Raw genomic sequence first — 17,595 nt, 5'->3', positions numbered from 1 at the left:
GATGATGTTTCACGCGAGGCGATGTTTCACGTGAAACATCGCCTCGCCGTAGGCTCGACGCATGAGTCTGCGTCTGAGCACGGTGATCCTTCCGGTACGTCGATGGCACGAGGGAGGACGCGATCAGTGGCTCCGGGCCGAGCAGCTCGGATTCCGCACCGCCTACACCTACGACCACCTGTCCTGGCGGACCTTCCGCGACGGCCCGTGGTTCGGTGCGCTGCCCACCCTGACCGCGGCGGCCACCGCCACCGAGCGACTGCGCCTGGGCACGCTCGTCACCTCGCCGAACTTCCGCCACCCGGTGACCCTCGCCAAGGAACTCATGTCCCTGGACGACATCTCCGGCGGGCGCGTCACCCTCGGCATCGGAGCCGGCGGCAACGGTTTCGACGCGACCGCGTTGGGCCAGGAGGCCTGGTCCCCGCGTGAGCGTGCCGACCGTTTCGCCGAGTTCGTTTCGCTGCTGGACCAGCTGCTGACCGAGGGCTCGGTGAGTCACGAGGGCACCTTCTACTCCGCCGAGGAGGCCCGCAACCTTCCCGGCTGTGTGCAGGGGCCGCGGCTGCCGTTCGCGGTCGCCGCGACCGGACCGCGCGGTCTGCGGCTCGCCGCCCGCCACGGCCAGGCCTGGGTGACCACGGGTGACCCGAAGCTCTTCGAGGAGGGCACGCCCGAGCAGTCGCGGGAGGCCCTGCGCGGCCAGCTCGAACGGCTCGACAAGGCCTTCGTGGAGATCGGGCGGGATCCCGAGCCCATGGAGAAGATCCTGCTCACCGGCTTCACGCCCGAGGCCAACACCGTGCTGGAGTCCGTCGACGCGTTCGTCGACTTCGCCGGCCGTCACCGCGAGCTCGGCTTCACCGAGCTGGTGATCCACGCGCCGATCCCGGACTCCGACTTCGCCGCCGACGAGGCCGTCTTCGAGAAGATCGCCACCGAGGCCCTGGCCCAGCTCGACAGCTGATCCACCGCTCGTCGCCGCCGCTCCGGACCGGAGCGGCGGCGACGACGACCGAGGCTCTACGCCCCGCTGAGCTGCTCGAGGAGGCGCTCCGCCGAAGGCAGGAGCCAGTCGGGCAGCTCGTCCTCGGGCCGTGCCCGGGCCTCGTCGATCAGCGCGGAGACACGCGCTGCGCCCGCCTGCGCGTCGCCCCGCTCCTGCTCCGTCCAGGCCGCGTTGTTCAGGCACTGGAACCGGTCCCGCAGATGATCGTGACCGAGCTCGGCGTAGGCCCGGGCGGCCCGGTCCCACAGCTCGATCTCCTCCAGGCGCAGCGCGTCGGCCTCCGCACGGCTCAGCCGGGCGGCCGGGGCCTCGTCCTCGGGTGCCTCGTCTTCCGGGGCCTCCTCGTTCGTGCTGACGTGCCGGTCGAGCACCTGCGCCAGCTGGTGCCAGGTCTGGGCGAGTTCGGACCGCAGCTCAGGCGCACCGGGATCCGCGGCCAGGGCCGCCTCCAGCACCTCGGCGGCCTCGCCCATCCGGCCCCGGGCCTGCTCCACCGTCGTGGCGTCGACCTCCTCGCGCAGTCCCAGCCAGGCCAGGGAGCGCAGCACCCGTACCTCGGCGACCGGGGCCTCGCCCGTCAGCCGGTGCAGTTCCAGGGCGCGCTCGTAGGCGGCGACCGCCTCCGCGGGCAGCCCCGCGTCGGACAGGGTGTCGGCGGCCGACTGCGCGAGGCCCGCCTGCGGGCGCGGATCCTCCCAGCCCTTGGTCAGCTCCGCGGCCAGCAGGTACTGCTCCGCCGCGGGCCGGGGCTCGTTCAGCCGGCGCAGCAGGTCGCCCAGGAACTCCCGTACGGACACCGCCTGCTGTTCACCGTGCTCCAGCAGATCCGGCAGGGCCGACTGCAGGACCTCGGCGGCCTCGGCGGCCCGGTCCTCCCGCGCGTACGCCCGGGCCAGCAGCAGCCGGGCCTGTGCCCCGCCGTCCGCGGTGAGACCGGCCTGGTCGAACCAGTGCGCTCCGTCCAGTGCGAGCGCCGCGGCTTCCTGCGCCGTGCCGCCCCGCCGCAGCAGGATGTCCGCGAGGGTCAGCCGTACGACGCCCTGTGCCTCGGCGTCGGTCACCTCGGCCGCGTGCTCCAGCCCGGAGCGCGCCGCCTCCTCCGCCTCCTCGGGCCGGTCCATAGACATCAACACCCCGGCCCGCAGCACCAGCGGGTCCACGGCCTGCCACGGCCGGCCGGCGGCGACCGTCCGCGCGGCGGAGGCCGCCAGCAGCGGCAGAGCCCGCTCCGGATCGCCCTGCGCGAGGAACACCCTGCCCAGCATCTCCTCGGCGTCCGCGACCAGGTCGGCCGCGGCCTCCTCGTAGGCGGAGATGAAGGCGGTCAGCTCGGCGGCGAGCTCACCGCGACCGTGCACCTCTTCCCCGTCGTGGTGATGGTCCTGGTGGTGGTCGTCCGGGCCGGCCGCCTCCACCGAGCGCAGGTACGACTCCACGCGGATCGCCGACAGTTCCGCGAGCGCGATCCGCCGGGCCCGCAACGGTTCGGCGGCTTCCAGTGCCTCGGCGGACCGCAGGGCGACCCGCAGCAGCTCCCGGATCTCCGCCGGCGCCGCCCCCGACTGCGCGGCCACGCTGGCCAGCCGCAGCTCGGCGAGCGCGGCGCGCTCCGCCCGGCCGAGCGCCCGGTAGCCGTCGCGGACCGAGGCCAGGAGCCGCGGAGCCTCCTCGTCCCCGCGCCGTGCGGCGGCCAGGGCCTGCTGGTCCGCGAGGTCGGCGAGGACCAGCGGATCGGGTTCCGGCCGCGCCTCCACCCGTACGGCCACCTCGGCCCACAGGGCGTCCGCGCCCGGATGGCTCAGGTCACGGGCACCGCGGGCCCGCTCCACGAGTTCGTCGAACCCGGCGGGCACCGCCACCGGAGCGGACACGGCGGAGGCGGCGGTGGCAGCGGCATGGGCCGTGCCGGTCCGGGGCAGTTCCGCACTGCGCACCCCGAGCGGCAGCGCGCCCACCAGCGGCTCCTGGCCCACCCGCGCGAGGAAGCGGTCCGAGACCCGCGTCGTGCCGTTGCGCGCGTCGAACTGCCGGGCGATGTCCAGGCAGCCCGCGTGCAGCACCTCGTACAGCTCGGAGACCGTACGGGGAGACCCCTCGTACGGCACGGCCGGGCTGCGGCCGTGCCCCAGCTCCTCCAGACGGCGCAGCAGCACGAGGATGCCGCCGTGGAAGGCCAGCCGGTCGTCGAGATTGGCGAGCGGCGCCACCTGGGCGGCGTGCTCGGCCAGGATCTCCAGTCCGCGCGACTCGTTGCCGGTGAGCGCACAGAACTCGATGTGCTTGGCGACCGACGGCAGCAGGCTCTCGTTGCCTCGGGCCATGCGGTAGCCGCGCACATGGTTCGAGCGCGCCTCGTCGGCCCGGCCGAGCCGCAGCAGGGGCAGCAGCGAGGTGGCCAGGACCCGGTGCGGCTCCTCGGCGCAGACGAGATCGCCCGTGAGCACCGGCTTCCACAGCTCCAGTGCCTCGGCGTCGTCGCCCTGCACGACGGCGTACTGGCCCTGGCCGTTGAGCTCGCAGGCCTGACAGTCGCTCATGTCGTCGCGCTCCGCGGACAGCCAGCGCCGGAAGGCCCGCTCGGCGCGTTCGTCGTCGCCGATCGCATGGGCGAGCCACAGCTCGGCCTCGCGCACGGGCCGCTCGCTGTAGCCCGCGATCCCGTAGCGGCGCTCCATCTCGTCCAGCCAGCCGACGGCCGACTCCAGCGGGATCCCCGGGGAGTCCGAGATGGCCGAGGCCACCCACTTGAACTGCCAGAACAGCGAGTGCGCGTCCCATTCGCCGAAGGCGCCCGGGTCCTTGTCGTACTCCTGGAGCAGCCGCGCGAAGGGCACCAGCATCTTCGACGACTCGGAGCTGTAGAGGTACGCGTTGATCAGGTTGTCGAGGGCCTCGCGGAACAGCGGGCGGTCGCCGTTCGCCTCGGCCGCACCGGCCAGGGCCTCGGCGTGCGCGTTGCGCGCCGCGCCGTTCGGCGCTTCGCGGTTCTCCGCCAGACCCCGCACGATCTCCTCGCGCGTCAGCGTCGTCACTTCTGGTCCTCCTGGGCATCGCGGGCATCGGTGGAGTGCGTCGCCCATTCCAGGAGTCCGAGGAAGGCCCGGTTGAGCAGGGTGGAGTCGGCGGGGCGCAGCGGCCGCTGCGACATCAGCAGGGCCTGCCCGTACAGCGATTCGACGGCGGTGCCGGTCAGCGCCTCGTCGGGAAGGGCGGCGATCCGCCGGATCAGCGGATTGTTGTGGTTGAGGACCAGCCGGGCGCGCGGCGCGGAGCCCCGCAGCGCGCCGAGGATGCCGCTCCACAGGGAGTCGGCGCTCTGCAGAGCGGCGGTGCGGTCGCGCTCCTGGCGGGCCTGGCGGTCGTCGAGGTAGAGCGCGGGGACGGCGACGGGCTGGAAGGCGCGCAGCACCACGTCGCATCCCTGGGGTTCCAGCCGGGTGCGCGCGGTGGCCAGGAAGGCGGCGAGCTCCAGTTCGGCTGCCGTCGGTACCGGGTCCAGCCGTTCGGTGACGGCTCCGGCGTCCAGCTCAGTGATCTTGAGGTCGGGGCGTACGGCGGGCAGCAGGGCCAGCAGGTCCGCGTCATAGGTGTAGCCGGCGTTGATGACGCCGAGCCCGTGGGCCGCCGCGATCGGTGCGATCTGGCGGAACTCCTCGACGGTGCGCGTGAAGTGGATGTCCGTGTGGGCGGCCGCGAACTCCTGCAGGCTCATCGAGCCGTCGCTGGTCTCGAACGGCAGCCACGGCAGCATCAGCCCGAGCAGTTCGCAGTCGTGCCGGGCCATGGACTTCACACCGAGGTGGTGGACGCGCAGGAAGGCGGCCAGGCGGTCCGGTTCGCTCGCGGCGAGCTCGGCGAGCCAGCCGCGGACGCGGGCACCGAGGGCCTCCCGTACGGCGGCCAGGGTCTCGTCGTCGTAGAGGTTCTCCCGGGAGGCGGTGGGCCGCAGGGTGTCCGTGTCGAGGACGGCGCGGACGAAGAAGGCCCAGTCCGGCAGCAGGTTGTCGGCCCGGTCGGTCAGCAGCATGCCCTTGAGGTGCACGCGGTGTCCGGCCCGGTGGGCGGGGCTGGTCGGCTCGGGAAGGACGTACGCCACCCCGCGCACGCCCGCGACCGGCAGGTCGAGGTCGATGCTGTCGAGCGGGGTGAAACCGAAGAGCTCCGCGCAGTGCCCCGCGAGCGCCACGCGACGGGCGGCGGGGGTGGGGAAGGGCCGGTCCCATACGGCGGGGCGGTCGGTGACGGGGCGCGGCCCGCCGCCCTCGCCGTCGTCGAAGGTGATGGCGTACGGCAGCAGGGAGCCGTAGTCGCGGGCCAGTTGCTCGACCGTCGCCGGGACGGTCCATTCCGCGACGCCCGGGCGGGCTTCGAGGACGACCGTGGTACCGGGCTCCGGGCGCGCCTCGTGGGCCAGTTCGCGGACGGTGTACGAACCGTCGTCCGTGGCGAGCCATTCGACGGGCGCGGCATCGGGGTCGCGGGCGGAGCGGGTGACGACGCGGATCTGGCGGGCCACGACGAAGCACGCGAGCAGGCCGATGCCGAACTGGCCGAGGAACTCGCGGCGGGTGGCCTCCAGGCCGTGCTCGGCGATGGAGCCGTCGCCGCCGCGCTTGGAGCTGCGGCCGATGGTGGCGAGCAGGGAATGGGCCTCGTCGGCGGTCAGGCCGATGCCGCTGTCCTCGATGGTCACGCGGCCGCCGGACGCAGACAGCCGGATGCGGACCTCGGCTTCCGGGTCGAGGGCGTGGCGGGCGGTGACCGCGTCCACGGCGTTCTGCAGGAGCTCGCGGACGTAGACGCGCGGGCTGGAGTAGAGGTGGTGGGAGAGGAGATCCACCAGGCCGCGCAGATCAACCTGGAAATTGTGGGGTGCGGACGTCATAGGGCGTCACCTCGCGTACGTGCAGGGATGGTTCGGTGATCGCGAGGTGCCCCCCTCACGGATCCCGGAGTGGGACACACATTAGGGGGATGGTCCGACAATCTCAGCGTGAATTCCCGCCCCGGGGAGTGCCCCGGGGACCGCCGCCGAAACCGCTGCCGATGCGCCGCCGAAACCGCTGCCGATGCGCTGCCGGGTGCGCTGCCGAAGGGCTACTGGAAGCGCAGGAACTGTGGCGGCACCCCGTCCACCAGCCACACCCCGTTGGCGCTGATCCGGAAGACGTGCCCGGCCGCACGCATCGCACCGGTGTCCACGGCGAGCACGACGGGCCGCCCGCGCCGCGCGCCGACGCGGGTCGCGGTCTCCCGGTCCGGGGACAGGTGCACGTGATGGCGGGCCATCGGGCGCAGGCCCTCGGCGCGGATCGCGTCCAGGGCGGCGGCGACGGTGCCGTGGTAGAGGTACGCGGGCGGTTCGGCCTCCGCAAGGTCCAGGTCCACGGCGACGGTGTGCCCCTGGTTCGCCCGGATCCGGGTGCCGTCGACGGCGAACCGCTGCTTGTCGTTGGCGGCGACGACGTGGTCGAGCTCGGCGCGGCTGAAGTGGAATCCGTGGGCGGCGGCGGCCCTCAGCAGATCGTCGATCTCCACCCAGCCATGGGGATCGAGCACCAGTCCGATCCGTTCCGGCTGGTGCCGCAGGTGTTTCGAGACGTACTTCGACACCTTCACGGTGCGTCTTTCATCCATGGGCCCCAGCGTGCCCGCTCGGGTGCTCTCCCGGCAGGGAATTTCGGGTGCGGCCCGGTGGTGGACACCCTCTATCGCCATTCCAAGATGCGGAATATATTTTCCGCTGCCACTTCTGCTCAGGGGGAGAAACCATGACAGCCCATACCTCTCTGTCACGCCGTGCGGCTGCCGAGCTGATCGGGACCGCCGGCCTGCTCGTGGTCGTGATCGGCTCCGGACTCCAGGCCGCCGAGCTCAGCCGGGACACCGGGGTCGCCCTCATCGCCAACTCGCTCGCCTCGGCCATCGGGCTCGGGCTGATCATCACCCTCTTCGCGCCGCTGTCCGGCGCCCACCTCAACCCGGTCGTCACCCTCACCTCCTGGTGGGCCCGGCGCACCGGCGGCGAGGGGCTGGGCGGCCGGGAGGCGTTCGTCTACACCGTGGCCCAGACCGCGGGAGCCATCGGCGGCGCCCTCCTCGCGGAGACCATGTTCGGCCGGACCCCGGGCACCTTCTCCACCCAGGTGCGCGACGGCGGGCACCTGCTCATCGGCGAGGTGGTCGCCACCGCCGGTCTCGTCCTCGTGATCCAGGGCCTCGGGCGGATCGGGCGCCCCCGGCTCATCCCGGCGGCGGTCGCGGCGTACATCGCCGCCGCGATCTGGTTCACCTCCTCCGGCTCCTTCGCCAACCCGGCCGGCACCATCGGGCGCAGCTTCAGCGACTCCTTCACCGGCATCGCCCCGGAGTCGCTGCCCGGATTCGTCGCCGCCCAGCTGATCGGCGGGATCCTCGGCCTGGCTCTGGCCGCCCTGCTGTACGGGAGCGGAAACGGGAGCGGGAGCGGAAGCGGGGCCTCGCGGGCCGCGAAGCCGGTGCCGGTCGAGACGGCCGTGCCGGCGTCCCTGACCGAGACCGGGCCGGCGGACGGTGCGGGCCCCACGAAGGCGGCGTACGAGCCCGTCGGCTGAGCCGCCGCCTCGGTTGCCCACAGGCAAAGGGGACTTGTCCACAGCCGTTTGGGCGGGTTTTGACGGCAAATGCATGATCCGCCCTGTGGACTACCGGCCGGGCTCCGCCCGGCGCGCCAGATCGTTCATGGTGCGGGCCTGGAGCTCCCGCTCCGTCGCGGCCCGGACGAATTCCGCCACGTGGTCGGGGCCCACCAGGTCCTGCACCGCCCGTACCGTCCCGGCCGGCAGCGCCACCGTTGAGGGCCCCGACGGCTGGGGCGTGCCCGCCGCCCCCAGGTGCCGCTGCAGATGCCGGGTCGCGAAGAGCCGCATCGCCCGCGCCAGCTCCGCGTCCACGGTCTGCTGGGCGAGCGGGCGCAGCCGCCGCACCATCGTCGCCGCCTCCGCCGCGTCCGCGTCCGTGGGCGGCACCTGCCCGAGGTAGCGCGCGAAGACGTGCTCGGTGGTGAACTCCAGGAACCGCGAGGCGATGTGCTCCACCTGCCCGCGCAGTTCCCGCAGGTGTCCCGTGATGGCCGGCAGCGGCACCCCGGCCGCGTACAGCTCGGCGGCCACCGCGAGTTCCTGCGGGGAGGGCACCAGGAACTGGTCCGGGCGCCCCGGGATCCGCTCCAGGACCCCCAGCTCGCACGCCTCGCCGACCGCCTCGTCGTCCGGCCGGCCGCCGAACCGCTCGTTCAGCTCCTCCCGGCTGATCCGCGCGGCCTCCTCGTCGGTCCACGGCCCGTGCACTTCGGCGACCAGCCCCAGTACGCCGCCCAGGCCGCGTCCCGCGTCCCAGGCCTCCAGCAACTCCTTGATGGAGGCCAGCGTGTAGCCGCGGTCGAGCAGGTCCGCGATCTGGCGCAGCCGCGCCAGATGTGTGTCCCGGTAGACGTTGGAACGGCCGCGCCGCTCCGGCTTCGGCAGCAGCCCGCGGTCCTGGTACGCCCGGATCGTGCGCACCGTCGCCCCGCTGTGGTGCGCCAGATCCTCGATCCGGTACTCGGCTACCGCCTGATCGGACAATCCCGGCTCCCTACGACATCGCGGCTGGGCCGACCGCGCCGCCCGCCGCGGCCGGGGCGGCAGGTGAAGCCGCAAGGTGCTCGACCGCCCTGCGCAGCGAGCCCTCCTGCGAGGGATGGTACGACCGCCGGGTGGAGCGGGGTATGGCCGTGCCGGGCTCTCTCCCCCACGAGCCCCCGTTCACAACTTCGGCTCCAGCCTCGCGAGGCGCCGCAGGACGCGCGGGGCGTGGCGGGACATCCACAGAGCGCCCTTGGACTCGGGCGTCACCGGTACGACGGCCTCGTTGCGGACCACGGCGCGCAGGATGGCGTCGGCGACCTTCTCCGGCGGGAAGTTGCGCAGCCCGTACAGCCGCGAGGAGCGTTCCTGACGGCGCTTCTCCTCGGCCTCGTCCACCCCGGCGAAGCGCGAGGTGGCGGTGATGTTGGTGTTGACGATGCCGGGGCAGATCGCGGAGACGCCGATCGACTTCGACGCCAGTTCCGCGCGCAGGCACTCCGACAGCATCAGCACCGCGGCCTTCGAGGTGCTGTAGGCGGGCAGGGTCCGGGAGGGCAGGTAGGCCGCGGCGGAGGCGGTGTTGACGATGTGCCCGCCCTGGCCGCGCTCGGCCATCTGCCTGCCGAAGATCCGACAGCCGTGGATGACGCCCCACAGATTGACGTCCAGGACCTTCTTCCAGTCCTCGGCCGTCGTGTCGAGGAAGGCTCCGGACAGGCCGATCCCGGCGTTGTTGACCAGGACGTCCACGATGCCGTACTCGGCGGCGACCTTCGCCGCGAGCTTCTCCATCGCCTGCTCGTCGCTGACGTCCACGCACTCGGCCCAGGCCTCGGCGGCGCCCACGAGCCGGGCCATGTCGGCCGTGCGCGCCGCGCCCTCGGCGTCACGGTCCACAGCCACCACGCGGGCACCGGCCTCGGCGAACGCGAAGGTGGTGGCCCGGCCGATGCCGCTGGCCGCGCCGGTGACCAGGACCAGCTGGCCGCCGAAGCGGTCGGCGTACCTGCCCGGGGCCTTGAGCTCCGGTGCCCGCGTGGCCGGTTCCTCCCGGGCGGTGACGAACTCGGTGATCCAGGCGGCCAGCTGGTCCGGCCGGGTCCTCGGCACCCAGTGCTTGGCGGGCAGCGTGCGCCGCAGCAGGTCCGGGGCCCAGTACTCCAGCCCGTCGTAGAGCCGCTCGGACAGGAAGGCGTCCCCGGTCGGGGTGATCAGCTGCACGGGTGCGTGGGCGTACGCGTCGGGGCGCGGCCGGCGCAGCCGCGCCCGCACGTTGTCGCGGTAGAGCCAGGCGCCGTGGGCCGCGTCCGAGGGCAGCGAGGCCGTCGGGTACGAGCCGGCCGGAACCTTCTCGACGCGCTGGAGGATCGACGGCCACCGCTTGCCGAGCGGCCCGCGCCAGGCGAGCTCCGGGAGCACCGGGGTGTGCAGCATGTAGACGTACCAGGACTTGGCGCCCTGGCCGAGCAGCTGCGCGGCCGCGCGCGGGGTCGGCCGCGTCATCCGCTTCTTGATCCAGTGCCCGAAGTGGTCGAGGGAGGGACCCGACATCGAGGTGAAGGAGGCGATCCGTCCCTCGGTGCGGCCGACCGTCGCGAACTCCCAGCCCTGTACGGAGCCCCAGTCGTGGCCGACCAGGTGCACCGGCCGGTCCGGGCTGACCGCGTCCGCGACCGCCAGGAAGTCGTCGGTCAGTTTCTCCAGGGTGAAACCGCCGCGCAGCGGCTGCGGCGCGGTGGAGCGCCCGTGGCCGCGTACGTCGTAGAGCACCACGTGGAAGCGGGCGGCGAGCCGCTCGGCGACCTCCGACCAGACCTCTTTGCTGTCCGGGTAGCCGTGCACCAGCAGCACGGTCGGGCGGTCCGCCTCGCCGAGCTCGACGACGCACAGCTCGACCCCTCCGGTGCTCACCCAGCGCTCGCGCGCACCCGCCGGCCCCGCCACTCCTGCTCCGCTCATGCCGCTCATGCTGCCTTCTCCTCGGCCCAGCGCCGCACGTGCGGCAGGTCGTCGTCCAGCCAGAACGCGCTCTCCTCGGGGTCCCGGGAGTCGGTGACGACCAGGATCTCCTCGAACTTCGCGCCGGTGCCCCGGAACCCCAGGTGCGGCTCCACCGCCCACAGTCCGGGCTGCGGTGGGTGGTCGGAGAAGTGGTACGGACTCCACAGCGGGGACCAGCCCTCGCGATGCCCGTGCAGGGCGTCACCGGCCAGCCCCTTGAGGGACTGGGTGCCGAACCCGAAGGCGGTCGGGGACCAGCGCCGCTCCTTGACCCGGTCGATCTTGTGCGCGATCACGCCGAACGGATAGGCCCGGTGCCGGTTGGCGTACCCCTGCCGGGTCATCAGCCGCTCGACGTTCTCGTAGATCTCGCGCAGCGAGCGGCGCTCGCGCACCTGCTCCAGGATCAGTACGCGGTGGGCCTGGAGGTCGGACATCAGCCGGTCCTGCACCGGATTCAGTCCGAGGCTGCCGGAGTACCCGATGTCGGCCGCGTAACCCTTGAAGACCGGTGCCATGTCGAGGATGAACGGCATCCCCGGCTCCAGCTTCCGGTTGGTCGGGAAGAACTGCAGCGGGATCTTGAAGTTCGCGAAGGCCGTGCGGTCCCCGAACCAGGCGAAGGGCAGGTGGAACCAGTCCCGTACGCCGCGGTCGCGCAGCCACTGGCGCTGCATGCGCGCCGCCTCGCGCTCGGTCACGCCGGGCCGCAGCTGGGCCGCGACGGCCTCGGCGCACTCGTACGAGAGGCGCTGCACCTCTCTGAACCCGCCCAGATCGGCGGAGAGTCGTCCGGAGAGTCGCGCGGTGCGTTGCTTGGTGTCCCCAGCCATGTCAGCCCGTCCATCCGTCTAGCCGTACGCGCCCGTAACTTGACACTGATGAATGTGACAATGACCGGAGATCACGTCAAGGGCCGTGCACAGACCTGTGGATAAACTTGTCCGGTCCACATCAGCCTCCAGTACGGGTCCGTACGCCTCAAGGCGGATACGGGATCCCACTCAAGGTCTGACGCTTCGCGAGAGCTCCGCCACTAACGTCGAGCCCGTGACTGTCATCGCGACCGAAAGCCTGAGCAAGCGGTACCCCCGAGTGACCGCCCTCGACCGGCTCTCCCTGGACATCGGGCCTGGTGTGACCGGCCTCGTGGGTGCCAACGGAGCCGGCAAGTCCACGCTGATCAAAATTCTGCTGGGACTGTCCCCCGCCACCGAGGGCAGCGCCGCCGTGCTCGGCCTCGACGTCAAAACGCATGGCAGTGCCATCCGTGAACGCGTCGGGTACATGCCCGAGCACGACTGCCTGCCACCCGACGTCTCGGCCACCGAGTTCGTCGTCCACATGGCGCGCATGTCCGGGCTGCCGCCGACCGCGGCCCGCGAGCGCACCGCCGACACCCTGCGCCACGTCGGGCTGTACGAGGAGCGCTACCGCCCCATCGGCGGCTACTCCACCGGCATGAAGCAGCGCGTCAAGCTTGCCCAGGCACTCGTCCACGATCCCCAGCTGGTGCTCCTCGACGAGCCGACCAACGGCCTGGACCCGGTCGGCCGTGACGAGATGCTCGGCCTGATCCGCCGCGTCTACACGGACTTCGGCATCTCCGTCCTGGTCACCTCCCACCTCCTCGGCGAGCTGGAGCGGACCTGCGACCACGTGGTGGTCGTCGACGGCGGCAAGCTGCTGCGCTCCAGCTCCACCAGCGACTTCACCCAGATCACCACGACCCTCGCGGTCGAGGTCACCGACTCCGACACCCACCCGGACGGCACCGCCGCCCTGCGCAAGGCGCTCACCGAGGCGGGCGTCGTCCTGCACGAGGGCAGCGAGCAGGGCCTGCCCGGCGCCGGCCACATCCTCCTCGTCGAGGCCTCCGGCGAGGACACCTACGACACCGTCCGCGACACGGTCGCCGATCTCGGTATCGGTCTGGTCCGCATGGAGCAGCGCCGCCACCACATCGCGGAGGTCTTCCGCGACAGCGATCAGCCCGCGCACTCCGTCCAGCAGAAGGGAGCCGGTTCCGATGGCGCCTGAGACCTCCACCCAGATCCACAACATCGGCTACCGGTCCTACGACGGCCCCCGGCTCGGCCGCGCCTACGCCCGCAAGTCGCTGTTCTCGCAGTCCCTGCGCGGCGCCTACGGACTCGGCCGCTCGGCCAAGTCCAAGGTCCTGCCGATGATCCTCTTCGCGGTGATGTGCGTCCCCGCGCTGATCATCGTCGCGGTCGCCATCGCGGTGCCCGGATCCACCGACCTGCCGATCAAGTACACGACGTACGCCCTGACGACCCAGGTGATCATCGGTCTCTTCCTCGCATCCCAGGCACCGCAGTCCGTCTCCAGGGACCTGCGCTTCAAGACGGTGCCGCTCTACTTCTCGCGGCCCATCGAACGCGTCGACTACGTCGTGGCCAAGTACGCCGCCATGGCCTCGGCCCTGTTCATCCTCACCGCGACCCCGCTGCTGATCATGTGGATCGGCTCGCTCCTGGCGAAGTTCGACTTCGCCCACCAGACCAAGGGATTCGGACAGGGACTCGTGTCGGTTCTGCTGCTGTCGCTGCTGTTCGCCGGCCTCGGCCTGGTCATGGCCGCGCTCACCCCGCGCCGCGGATTCGGCGTCGCCGCGATCATCGCGGTACTCCTGATCCCGTTCGGCGCGGTGACCGCGGTCCAGGGGATCGCGTACAGCACCGGGAACGCCGGGGCCATCGAGTGGATGGGCCTGTTCTCCCCGATCACCCTCATCGACGGCGTCCAGACCGCGTTCCTCAACGCGACCTCCGCCTTCCCCGGCGGCGAGGGTCCCTCGGCCGGTGTCGGTCTCGTCTACCTGCTCGTCGCCCTCGGCCTCATCGCCGGCTCCTACGCCGCCCTGATGGCCCGCTACCGGAAGGCCGGGCTGTGACCACCATCGACATCGACCACACCTCCCGCTGGTTCGGGAACGTCGTCGCCGTCAACGACGTGACCATGAGCATCGGACCCGGTGTCACCGGGCTCCTCGGCCCCAACGGCGCGGGGAAGTCCACCCTCATCAACATGATGGGCGGCTTCCTCGCCCCCTCCACGGGCACCGTCACCCTCGACGGCGCGCCGATCTGGCAGAACGAGCAGGTCTACAAGCAGATCGGCGTCGTGCCCGAGCGCGAGGCGATGTACGACTTCCTCACCGGCCGGGAGTTCGTCGTCGCCAACGCCGAGCTGCACGGCCTCGACGACGCGGACGCCCAGCGGGCCCTCGCCACCGTCGAGATGGAGTACGCCCAGGACCGCAAGATCTCCACGTACTCCAAGGGCATGCGCCAGCGCGTGAAGATGGCGTCCGCCCTCGTCCACAACCCGTCCGTGCTGCTCCTGGACGAGCCGTTCAACGGGATGGACCCGCGCCAGCGCATGCAGCTGATGGACCTGCTGCGACGCATGGGCGACGAGGGACGCACCGTCCTGTTCTCCTCCCACATCCTGGAGGAGGTCGAGCAGCTCGCCTCGCACATCGAGGTGGTCGTCGCCGGCCGGCACGCCGCTTCCGGTGACTTCCGCAAGATCCGCCGCCTGATGACGGACCGCCCGCACCGCTACCTCGTCCGCTCCTCCGACGACAGGGCCCTTGCCGCGGCCCTGATCGCCGACCCCTCCACGGCCGGTATCGAGGTCGACCTGAAGGAGGGCGCGCTGCGCATCCAGGCCGTCGACTTCGGCCGCTTCACGGAGCTGCTGCCCCGTGTGGCCCGCGCGCACGACATCCGGCTGATGACGGTCTCGCCCTCCGACGAGTCCCTCGAGTCGGTCTTCTCCTACCTCGTCTCGGCCTGAAAGGAGCTGGCACCCATGTATGACCCCACCGTTGCCCGGCTCACCTACCGGGCCCTGCTCGGTAGGCGGCGCGCACTGATCCTCTTCGCGCTGCCCGCCCTGCTGATCGTCATCGCCCTCGCCGTCCGCGCCTTCGCCGGTGTGGACGACAAGGTCGCCGCGGACCTCCTCGGGGGCTTCGCCCTCGCCACCATGGTTCCGCTGATCGGCGTCATCGCCGGCACCGGCGCCATCGGCCCGGAGATCGACGACGGCTCCATCGTCTACCTGCTCTCCAAGCCGCTGAAGCGCCCGACGATCATCATGACCAAGCTGATCGTGGCGATCGCCGTCACCATGGCCTTCTCCGCGATCCCCACCCTGATCGCCGGGTTCATCCTCAACGGCAACGGCCAGCAGATCGCCGTCGCCTACACGATCGCCGCCCTGGTGGCCTCGATCGCCTACAGCGCGCTGTTCCTGCTGCTCGGCACCGTCAGCCGGCACGCGGTCGTCTTCGGCCTGGTCTACGCCCTGATCTGGGAGTCGCTCTTCGGCAGCCTGGTCTCCGGCGCCAAGACCCTCAGCGTCCAGCAGTGGGCGCTGGCCCTTGCCGAGAAGGTCGCCGGTGACGGCTACGTCGATGCCACCGTGGGCCTTCCCACCGCCGCGGTCCTGCTCTCCGTGGTCACCGTCGGCGCCACCGTCTACGCGGGCCAGAAGCTGCGCCGCCTCACCCTGGCGGGCGAGGAGTAAGTCCCGCCGCAGCGCGTGCGAAACAGTGCCCCGCCCGGCCCACCGGCCAGGCGGGGCACAGCTTTGCGGGTCATCATCGGTGCATGATCGAGCACAGCGAGCCGGAGCCGTCCAGGCCCCTGCGGTCCTGGATACGCTCCTCGCCCGGGACGCACATCTGGCTGCTGATCATCGTCGTCACCAGCATCGTCGTCGTCATCGCGCCCGACAGGGTCGAGCACGTCCTGCTCCACCGCAACAGCAGCAATATCCACCAGCTCGTCCAACACCCCGTACGGGCGCTCCTCAGCAGCGCGTTCTGGATCGAGAACCCGGCCTCGCTCGCCCTCTACGCCGTCCTCTTCGAGCTGTTCTACGCCCCCGTCGAACGCTGGCTCGGCACGCAGCGCTGGCTCCTGATCGTGGCGAGCGCCCATGTCATCGCCACCCTGGTCAGCCAGCGGGTCCTGCTGATGGCCATCGAGGACCATCGTGCCCCGCGCAGCATGACCCATGTCGTCGACATCGGCGTCAGCTACGGGCTGGCGGCCGCCGTCGGTGTCCTCACCTACCGGCTCCCCAGCCCCTGGCGGTGGTTCTACCTCGCCGGAGCGATCGCCTTCTTCGGGCTCCCGCTCGCCACCGGCGGCACCTTCACCGACCTCGGCCACGCCATCGCGCTCTCCGTCGGCCTGCTCGCCTGGCCGCTCACCCGCCACGATGTTTCACGTGAAACAGGGCCCCGTTTCACGTGAAACGTGAAGAGTCGGCCTCCGCTTTCGCCACGCCGTGCTCCCATGCCCACGCGGCGATCCCCACCCGGTTCCTGGCCCCGACCTTGGCCTGGACGTTCGCGATGTGGGTCTTGGCCGTCCCCGCGCTGATGAACAGCTCCGCGCCGATCTCGGCATTGGTCAGCCCCCGCGCCACCAGGCGCACGACGTCCAGTTCCCGCTCCGTCAGCGGATGCGGCGCGCGGCGGGCGACCGGACCCGCCTCCGTCAGCCGGCTCAGCAGCCGCACCGTGATCTGCGGGCTGATGAGCGTGTCCCCGGCCATCGCCGCCCGCACCCCCTCGATCAGCAGCGTCGGCCCGGACCGCTTGAGCAGGAATCCGCAGGCCCCGTTGCGCAGTGCGGTGTGCACGTACTCGTCCAGGTCGAAGGTGGTCACCACGATCACCCGGGTCTCGGAGGCCAGCAGCCGGGTCACCTCCAGTCCGTCCAGCCGTGGCATCCGGATGTCCGCCAGCACCACGTCCGGCCGCAGCTCCCGGGCCAGCGACACCGCGCGCTCCCCGTCCGCGGCCTCCCCCACGACGGTCATGTCCGGCTGCGAATCCAGGATCAGCCGGAATCCGCTGCGGATGCCCTCTTGGTCATCGGCTATCAGGATGCGTGTGGTCACGCCGCCATGATCACCCGAGAGGGTGCTCCTCCGCCGGGAAGACCGCGCAAACCCGCCACCCGCCGCCCGCGTCCGCCCCGGCGCGCAGCTTCCCGCCCGCCGCCTCCACCCGTCCGCGCAGGCCGGCCAGTCCGGTGCCGCTCCGCCTTCGGCGGGTCAGTAGCCCGCCCGCTCCCCGGCGCCCCGCGGAACTGACCACGCTGAGCTCTATGTCCGCCCCGGTCCGGCGTACGGCGACCCGCACCACGGCCGCCCCGGGCGCGTGCCGGCGTACGTTCGTCAGTGCCTCTACGGCCACCCGGTACGCCGTGGTGTCCGCCTCCCGTGACAGTCCCCGTACGGCCTCCGGGTCGGCGTCCAGGGCTCCGCCCTCGAACCGCTCCACCAGCTCCGGCAGTCGGTCCAGGCCCGGAACCGGGGTCGTCGGCCCGCCCGCGGCCTCCTGCAGTGCGTGCACCGTCCGGTCCATCGAGGCCAGCGCGCTCAGCCCCGCCGTCTCGATCCGCTCCAGCGCACGGACCGCCTGGCCGGGGTCCTGTGCCGCCACGAACCGGGCCGCCTGGGCCTGCACCACGATGGCGCTCACGTCGTGGGCCACGAAGTCGTGCAGATCCCGGGCCAGTTCCAACTGCTGGTCGCGCCGCGCGTCCCGGACGGCCTGCCGCACCCGGCCCGCCTGACGGCGCAGGTAGCCACCGGCCAGCACCGCACCGAGGGCGGGCAGCGCCCAGAAGGCCGCCGCCCCGCACGCCTCCAGCCAGGATCCGCTCTCCCACACCAGGGGAACGGGCCAGAACGCGACGGCCGCCACGCCCAGGGCGCCCGCGACGACCGCCGGGCGTACCGGCGACCACCGGGCGACCAGCGCCAGCAGGAGAAGCAGGGGACCCTCCCAGACCAGCAGCCACAACGGGGGCACCCGCAGGACGGCGGCTGCGATGCCGACCAGTGCGGCCACGGTCAGCAACGGGGCATACGCGGCACGAAGGTTGACGGTCATGGGTCGACCCTAAGAGCGCACGCCGCCGGATT

The 17,595-nt window shown here is 72.0% G+C and carries 15 protein-coding genes and 1 pseudogene; 7 read left to right on the top strand and 9 right to left on the bottom strand.

Going from position 1 to position 17,595, the window contains the following annotated elements; genetic code table 11:
* The first annotated feature begins 61 nt into the window (after positions 1 to 61).
* Complete coding sequence (locus ACZ4VT_RS02765; RefSeq protein WP_467945999.1) at positions 62 to 967, top strand: LLM class flavin-dependent oxidoreductase; 906 nt, start codon at positions 62 to 64, stop codon at positions 965 to 967.
* 56 nt (positions 968 to 1,023) lie between these two features.
* On the opposite strand, the gene ACZ4VT_RS02760 is transcribed toward ACZ4VT_RS02765, so the two are convergent.
* The 3 genes from ACZ4VT_RS02760 to ACZ4VT_RS02750 form a co-directional block, all read right to left on the bottom strand.
* Positions 1,024 to 4,041 carry a tetratricopeptide repeat protein gene (locus ACZ4VT_RS02760; protein WP_467945997.1) on the bottom strand — a complete coding sequence of 1,006 codons (3,018 nt, stop codon included), beginning with the start codon at positions 4,039 to 4,041 and terminating at the stop codon, positions 1,024 to 1,026.
* A complete protein-coding gene (locus tag ACZ4VT_RS02755) occupies positions 4,038 to 5,894 on the bottom strand; it encodes an HSP90 family protein (RefSeq protein ID WP_467945996.1) in 1,857 nt (618 codons plus the stop codon). Before ACZ4VT_RS02755 ends, ACZ4VT_RS02760 begins: the two co-directional genes overlap by 4 nt.
* Positions 5,895 to 6,106: 212 nt before the next feature.
* Positions 6,107 to 6,646 carry an RNA 2'-phosphotransferase gene (locus ACZ4VT_RS02750; RefSeq protein ID WP_467945994.1) on the bottom strand — a complete coding sequence of 180 codons (540 nt, stop codon included), beginning with the start codon at positions 6,644 to 6,646 and terminating at the stop codon, positions 6,107 to 6,109.
* Between the two features lie 134 nt (positions 6,647 to 6,780).
* Here ACZ4VT_RS02750 and ACZ4VT_RS02745 point away from each other — a divergent pair, with 134 nt between their 5' ends.
* A complete protein-coding gene (locus tag ACZ4VT_RS02745) occupies positions 6,781 to 7,602 on the top strand; it encodes an aquaporin (protein WP_467945993.1) in 822 nt (273 codons plus the stop codon).
* Positions 7,603 to 7,692: 90 nt separating this feature from the next.
* Here ACZ4VT_RS02745 and ACZ4VT_RS02740 read toward each other — a convergent pair whose 3' ends face one another.
* From ACZ4VT_RS02740 to ACZ4VT_RS02725, 4 genes and pseudogenes are all read right to left on the bottom strand, one after another.
* On the bottom strand, positions 7,693 to 8,613 hold the full coding sequence (locus tag ACZ4VT_RS02740) for a MerR family transcriptional regulator (protein ID WP_362802766.1): 921 nt from the start codon (positions 8,611 to 8,613) through the stop codon (positions 7,693 to 7,695).
* Between the two features lie 10 nt (positions 8,614 to 8,623).
* Positions 8,624 to 8,776: pseudogene (locus tag ACZ4VT_RS02735) on the bottom strand (metal-dependent hydrolase); the annotation flags it as partial.
* A gap of 17 nt (positions 8,777 to 8,793) precedes the next feature.
* Positions 8,794 to 10,575, bottom strand: a complete 1,782-nt coding sequence (locus ACZ4VT_RS02730; RefSeq protein ID WP_467945991.1) for an SDR family oxidoreductase — start codon at positions 10,573 to 10,575, stop codon at positions 8,794 to 8,796.
* A 5-nt stretch (positions 10,576 to 10,580) separates the two neighbouring features.
* Positions 10,581 to 11,450 (bottom strand): M24 family metallopeptidase, encoded by an 870-nt coding sequence (locus ACZ4VT_RS02725; RefSeq protein ID WP_319725750.1) that lies wholly within the window; start codon positions 11,448 to 11,450, stop codon positions 10,581 to 10,583.
* A gap of 217 nt (positions 11,451 to 11,667) precedes the next feature.
* On the opposite strand from ACZ4VT_RS02725, the gene ACZ4VT_RS02720 reads away from it, so the two are divergent.
* From ACZ4VT_RS02720 to ACZ4VT_RS02700, 5 genes are all read left to right on the top strand, one after another.
* Complete coding sequence (locus ACZ4VT_RS02720) at positions 11,668 to 12,657, top strand: ABC transporter ATP-binding protein (protein ID WP_467945988.1); 990 nt, start codon at positions 11,668 to 11,670, stop codon at positions 12,655 to 12,657.
* On the top strand, positions 12,647 to 13,534 hold the full coding sequence (locus ACZ4VT_RS02715) for an ABC transporter permease (RefSeq protein ID WP_467945986.1): 888 nt from the start codon (positions 12,647 to 12,649) through the stop codon (positions 13,532 to 13,534). Before ACZ4VT_RS02720 ends, ACZ4VT_RS02715 begins: the two co-directional genes overlap by 11 nt.
* On the top strand, positions 13,531 to 14,442 hold the full coding sequence (locus tag ACZ4VT_RS02710) for an ABC transporter ATP-binding protein (protein ID WP_351287955.1): 912 nt from the start codon (positions 13,531 to 13,533) through the stop codon (positions 14,440 to 14,442). Before ACZ4VT_RS02715 ends, ACZ4VT_RS02710 begins: the two co-directional genes overlap by 4 nt.
* Positions 14,443 to 14,457: 15 nt before the next feature.
* The gene (locus tag ACZ4VT_RS02705) at positions 14,458 to 15,177 is read left to right on the top strand and encodes an ABC transporter permease (RefSeq protein WP_030707808.1); all 720 of its coding nucleotides are present in this window, start codon (positions 14,458 to 14,460) and stop codon (positions 15,175 to 15,177) included.
* 83 nt (positions 15,178 to 15,260) lie between these two features.
* Positions 15,261 to 15,911: a rhomboid-like protein gene (locus tag ACZ4VT_RS02700; protein WP_467945985.1), complete on the top strand. Its 651-nt coding sequence runs from the start codon at positions 15,261 to 15,263 to the stop codon at positions 15,909 to 15,911.
* Here ACZ4VT_RS02700 and ACZ4VT_RS02695 read toward each other — a convergent pair.
* On the bottom strand, positions 15,904 to 16,563 hold the full coding sequence (locus tag ACZ4VT_RS02695; RefSeq protein WP_467945983.1) for a response regulator: 660 nt from the start codon (positions 16,561 to 16,563) through the stop codon (positions 15,904 to 15,906). The two genes, ACZ4VT_RS02700 and ACZ4VT_RS02695, sit on opposite strands and share 8 nt — an antisense overlap.
* 10 nt (positions 16,564 to 16,573) lie before the next feature.
* On the bottom strand, positions 16,574 to 17,563 hold the full coding sequence (locus ACZ4VT_RS02690) for a sensor histidine kinase (RefSeq protein WP_467945981.1): 990 nt from the start codon (positions 17,561 to 17,563) through the stop codon (positions 16,574 to 16,576).
* Positions 17,564 to 17,595 lie beyond the last annotated feature (32 nt).

The organism is Streptomyces sp. NPDC029164 (assembly GCF_055563995.1).
The sequence above is the reverse complement of the archived record's forward strand: the minus strand, read 5'-3'. Positions and strand labels throughout refer to the sequence as shown.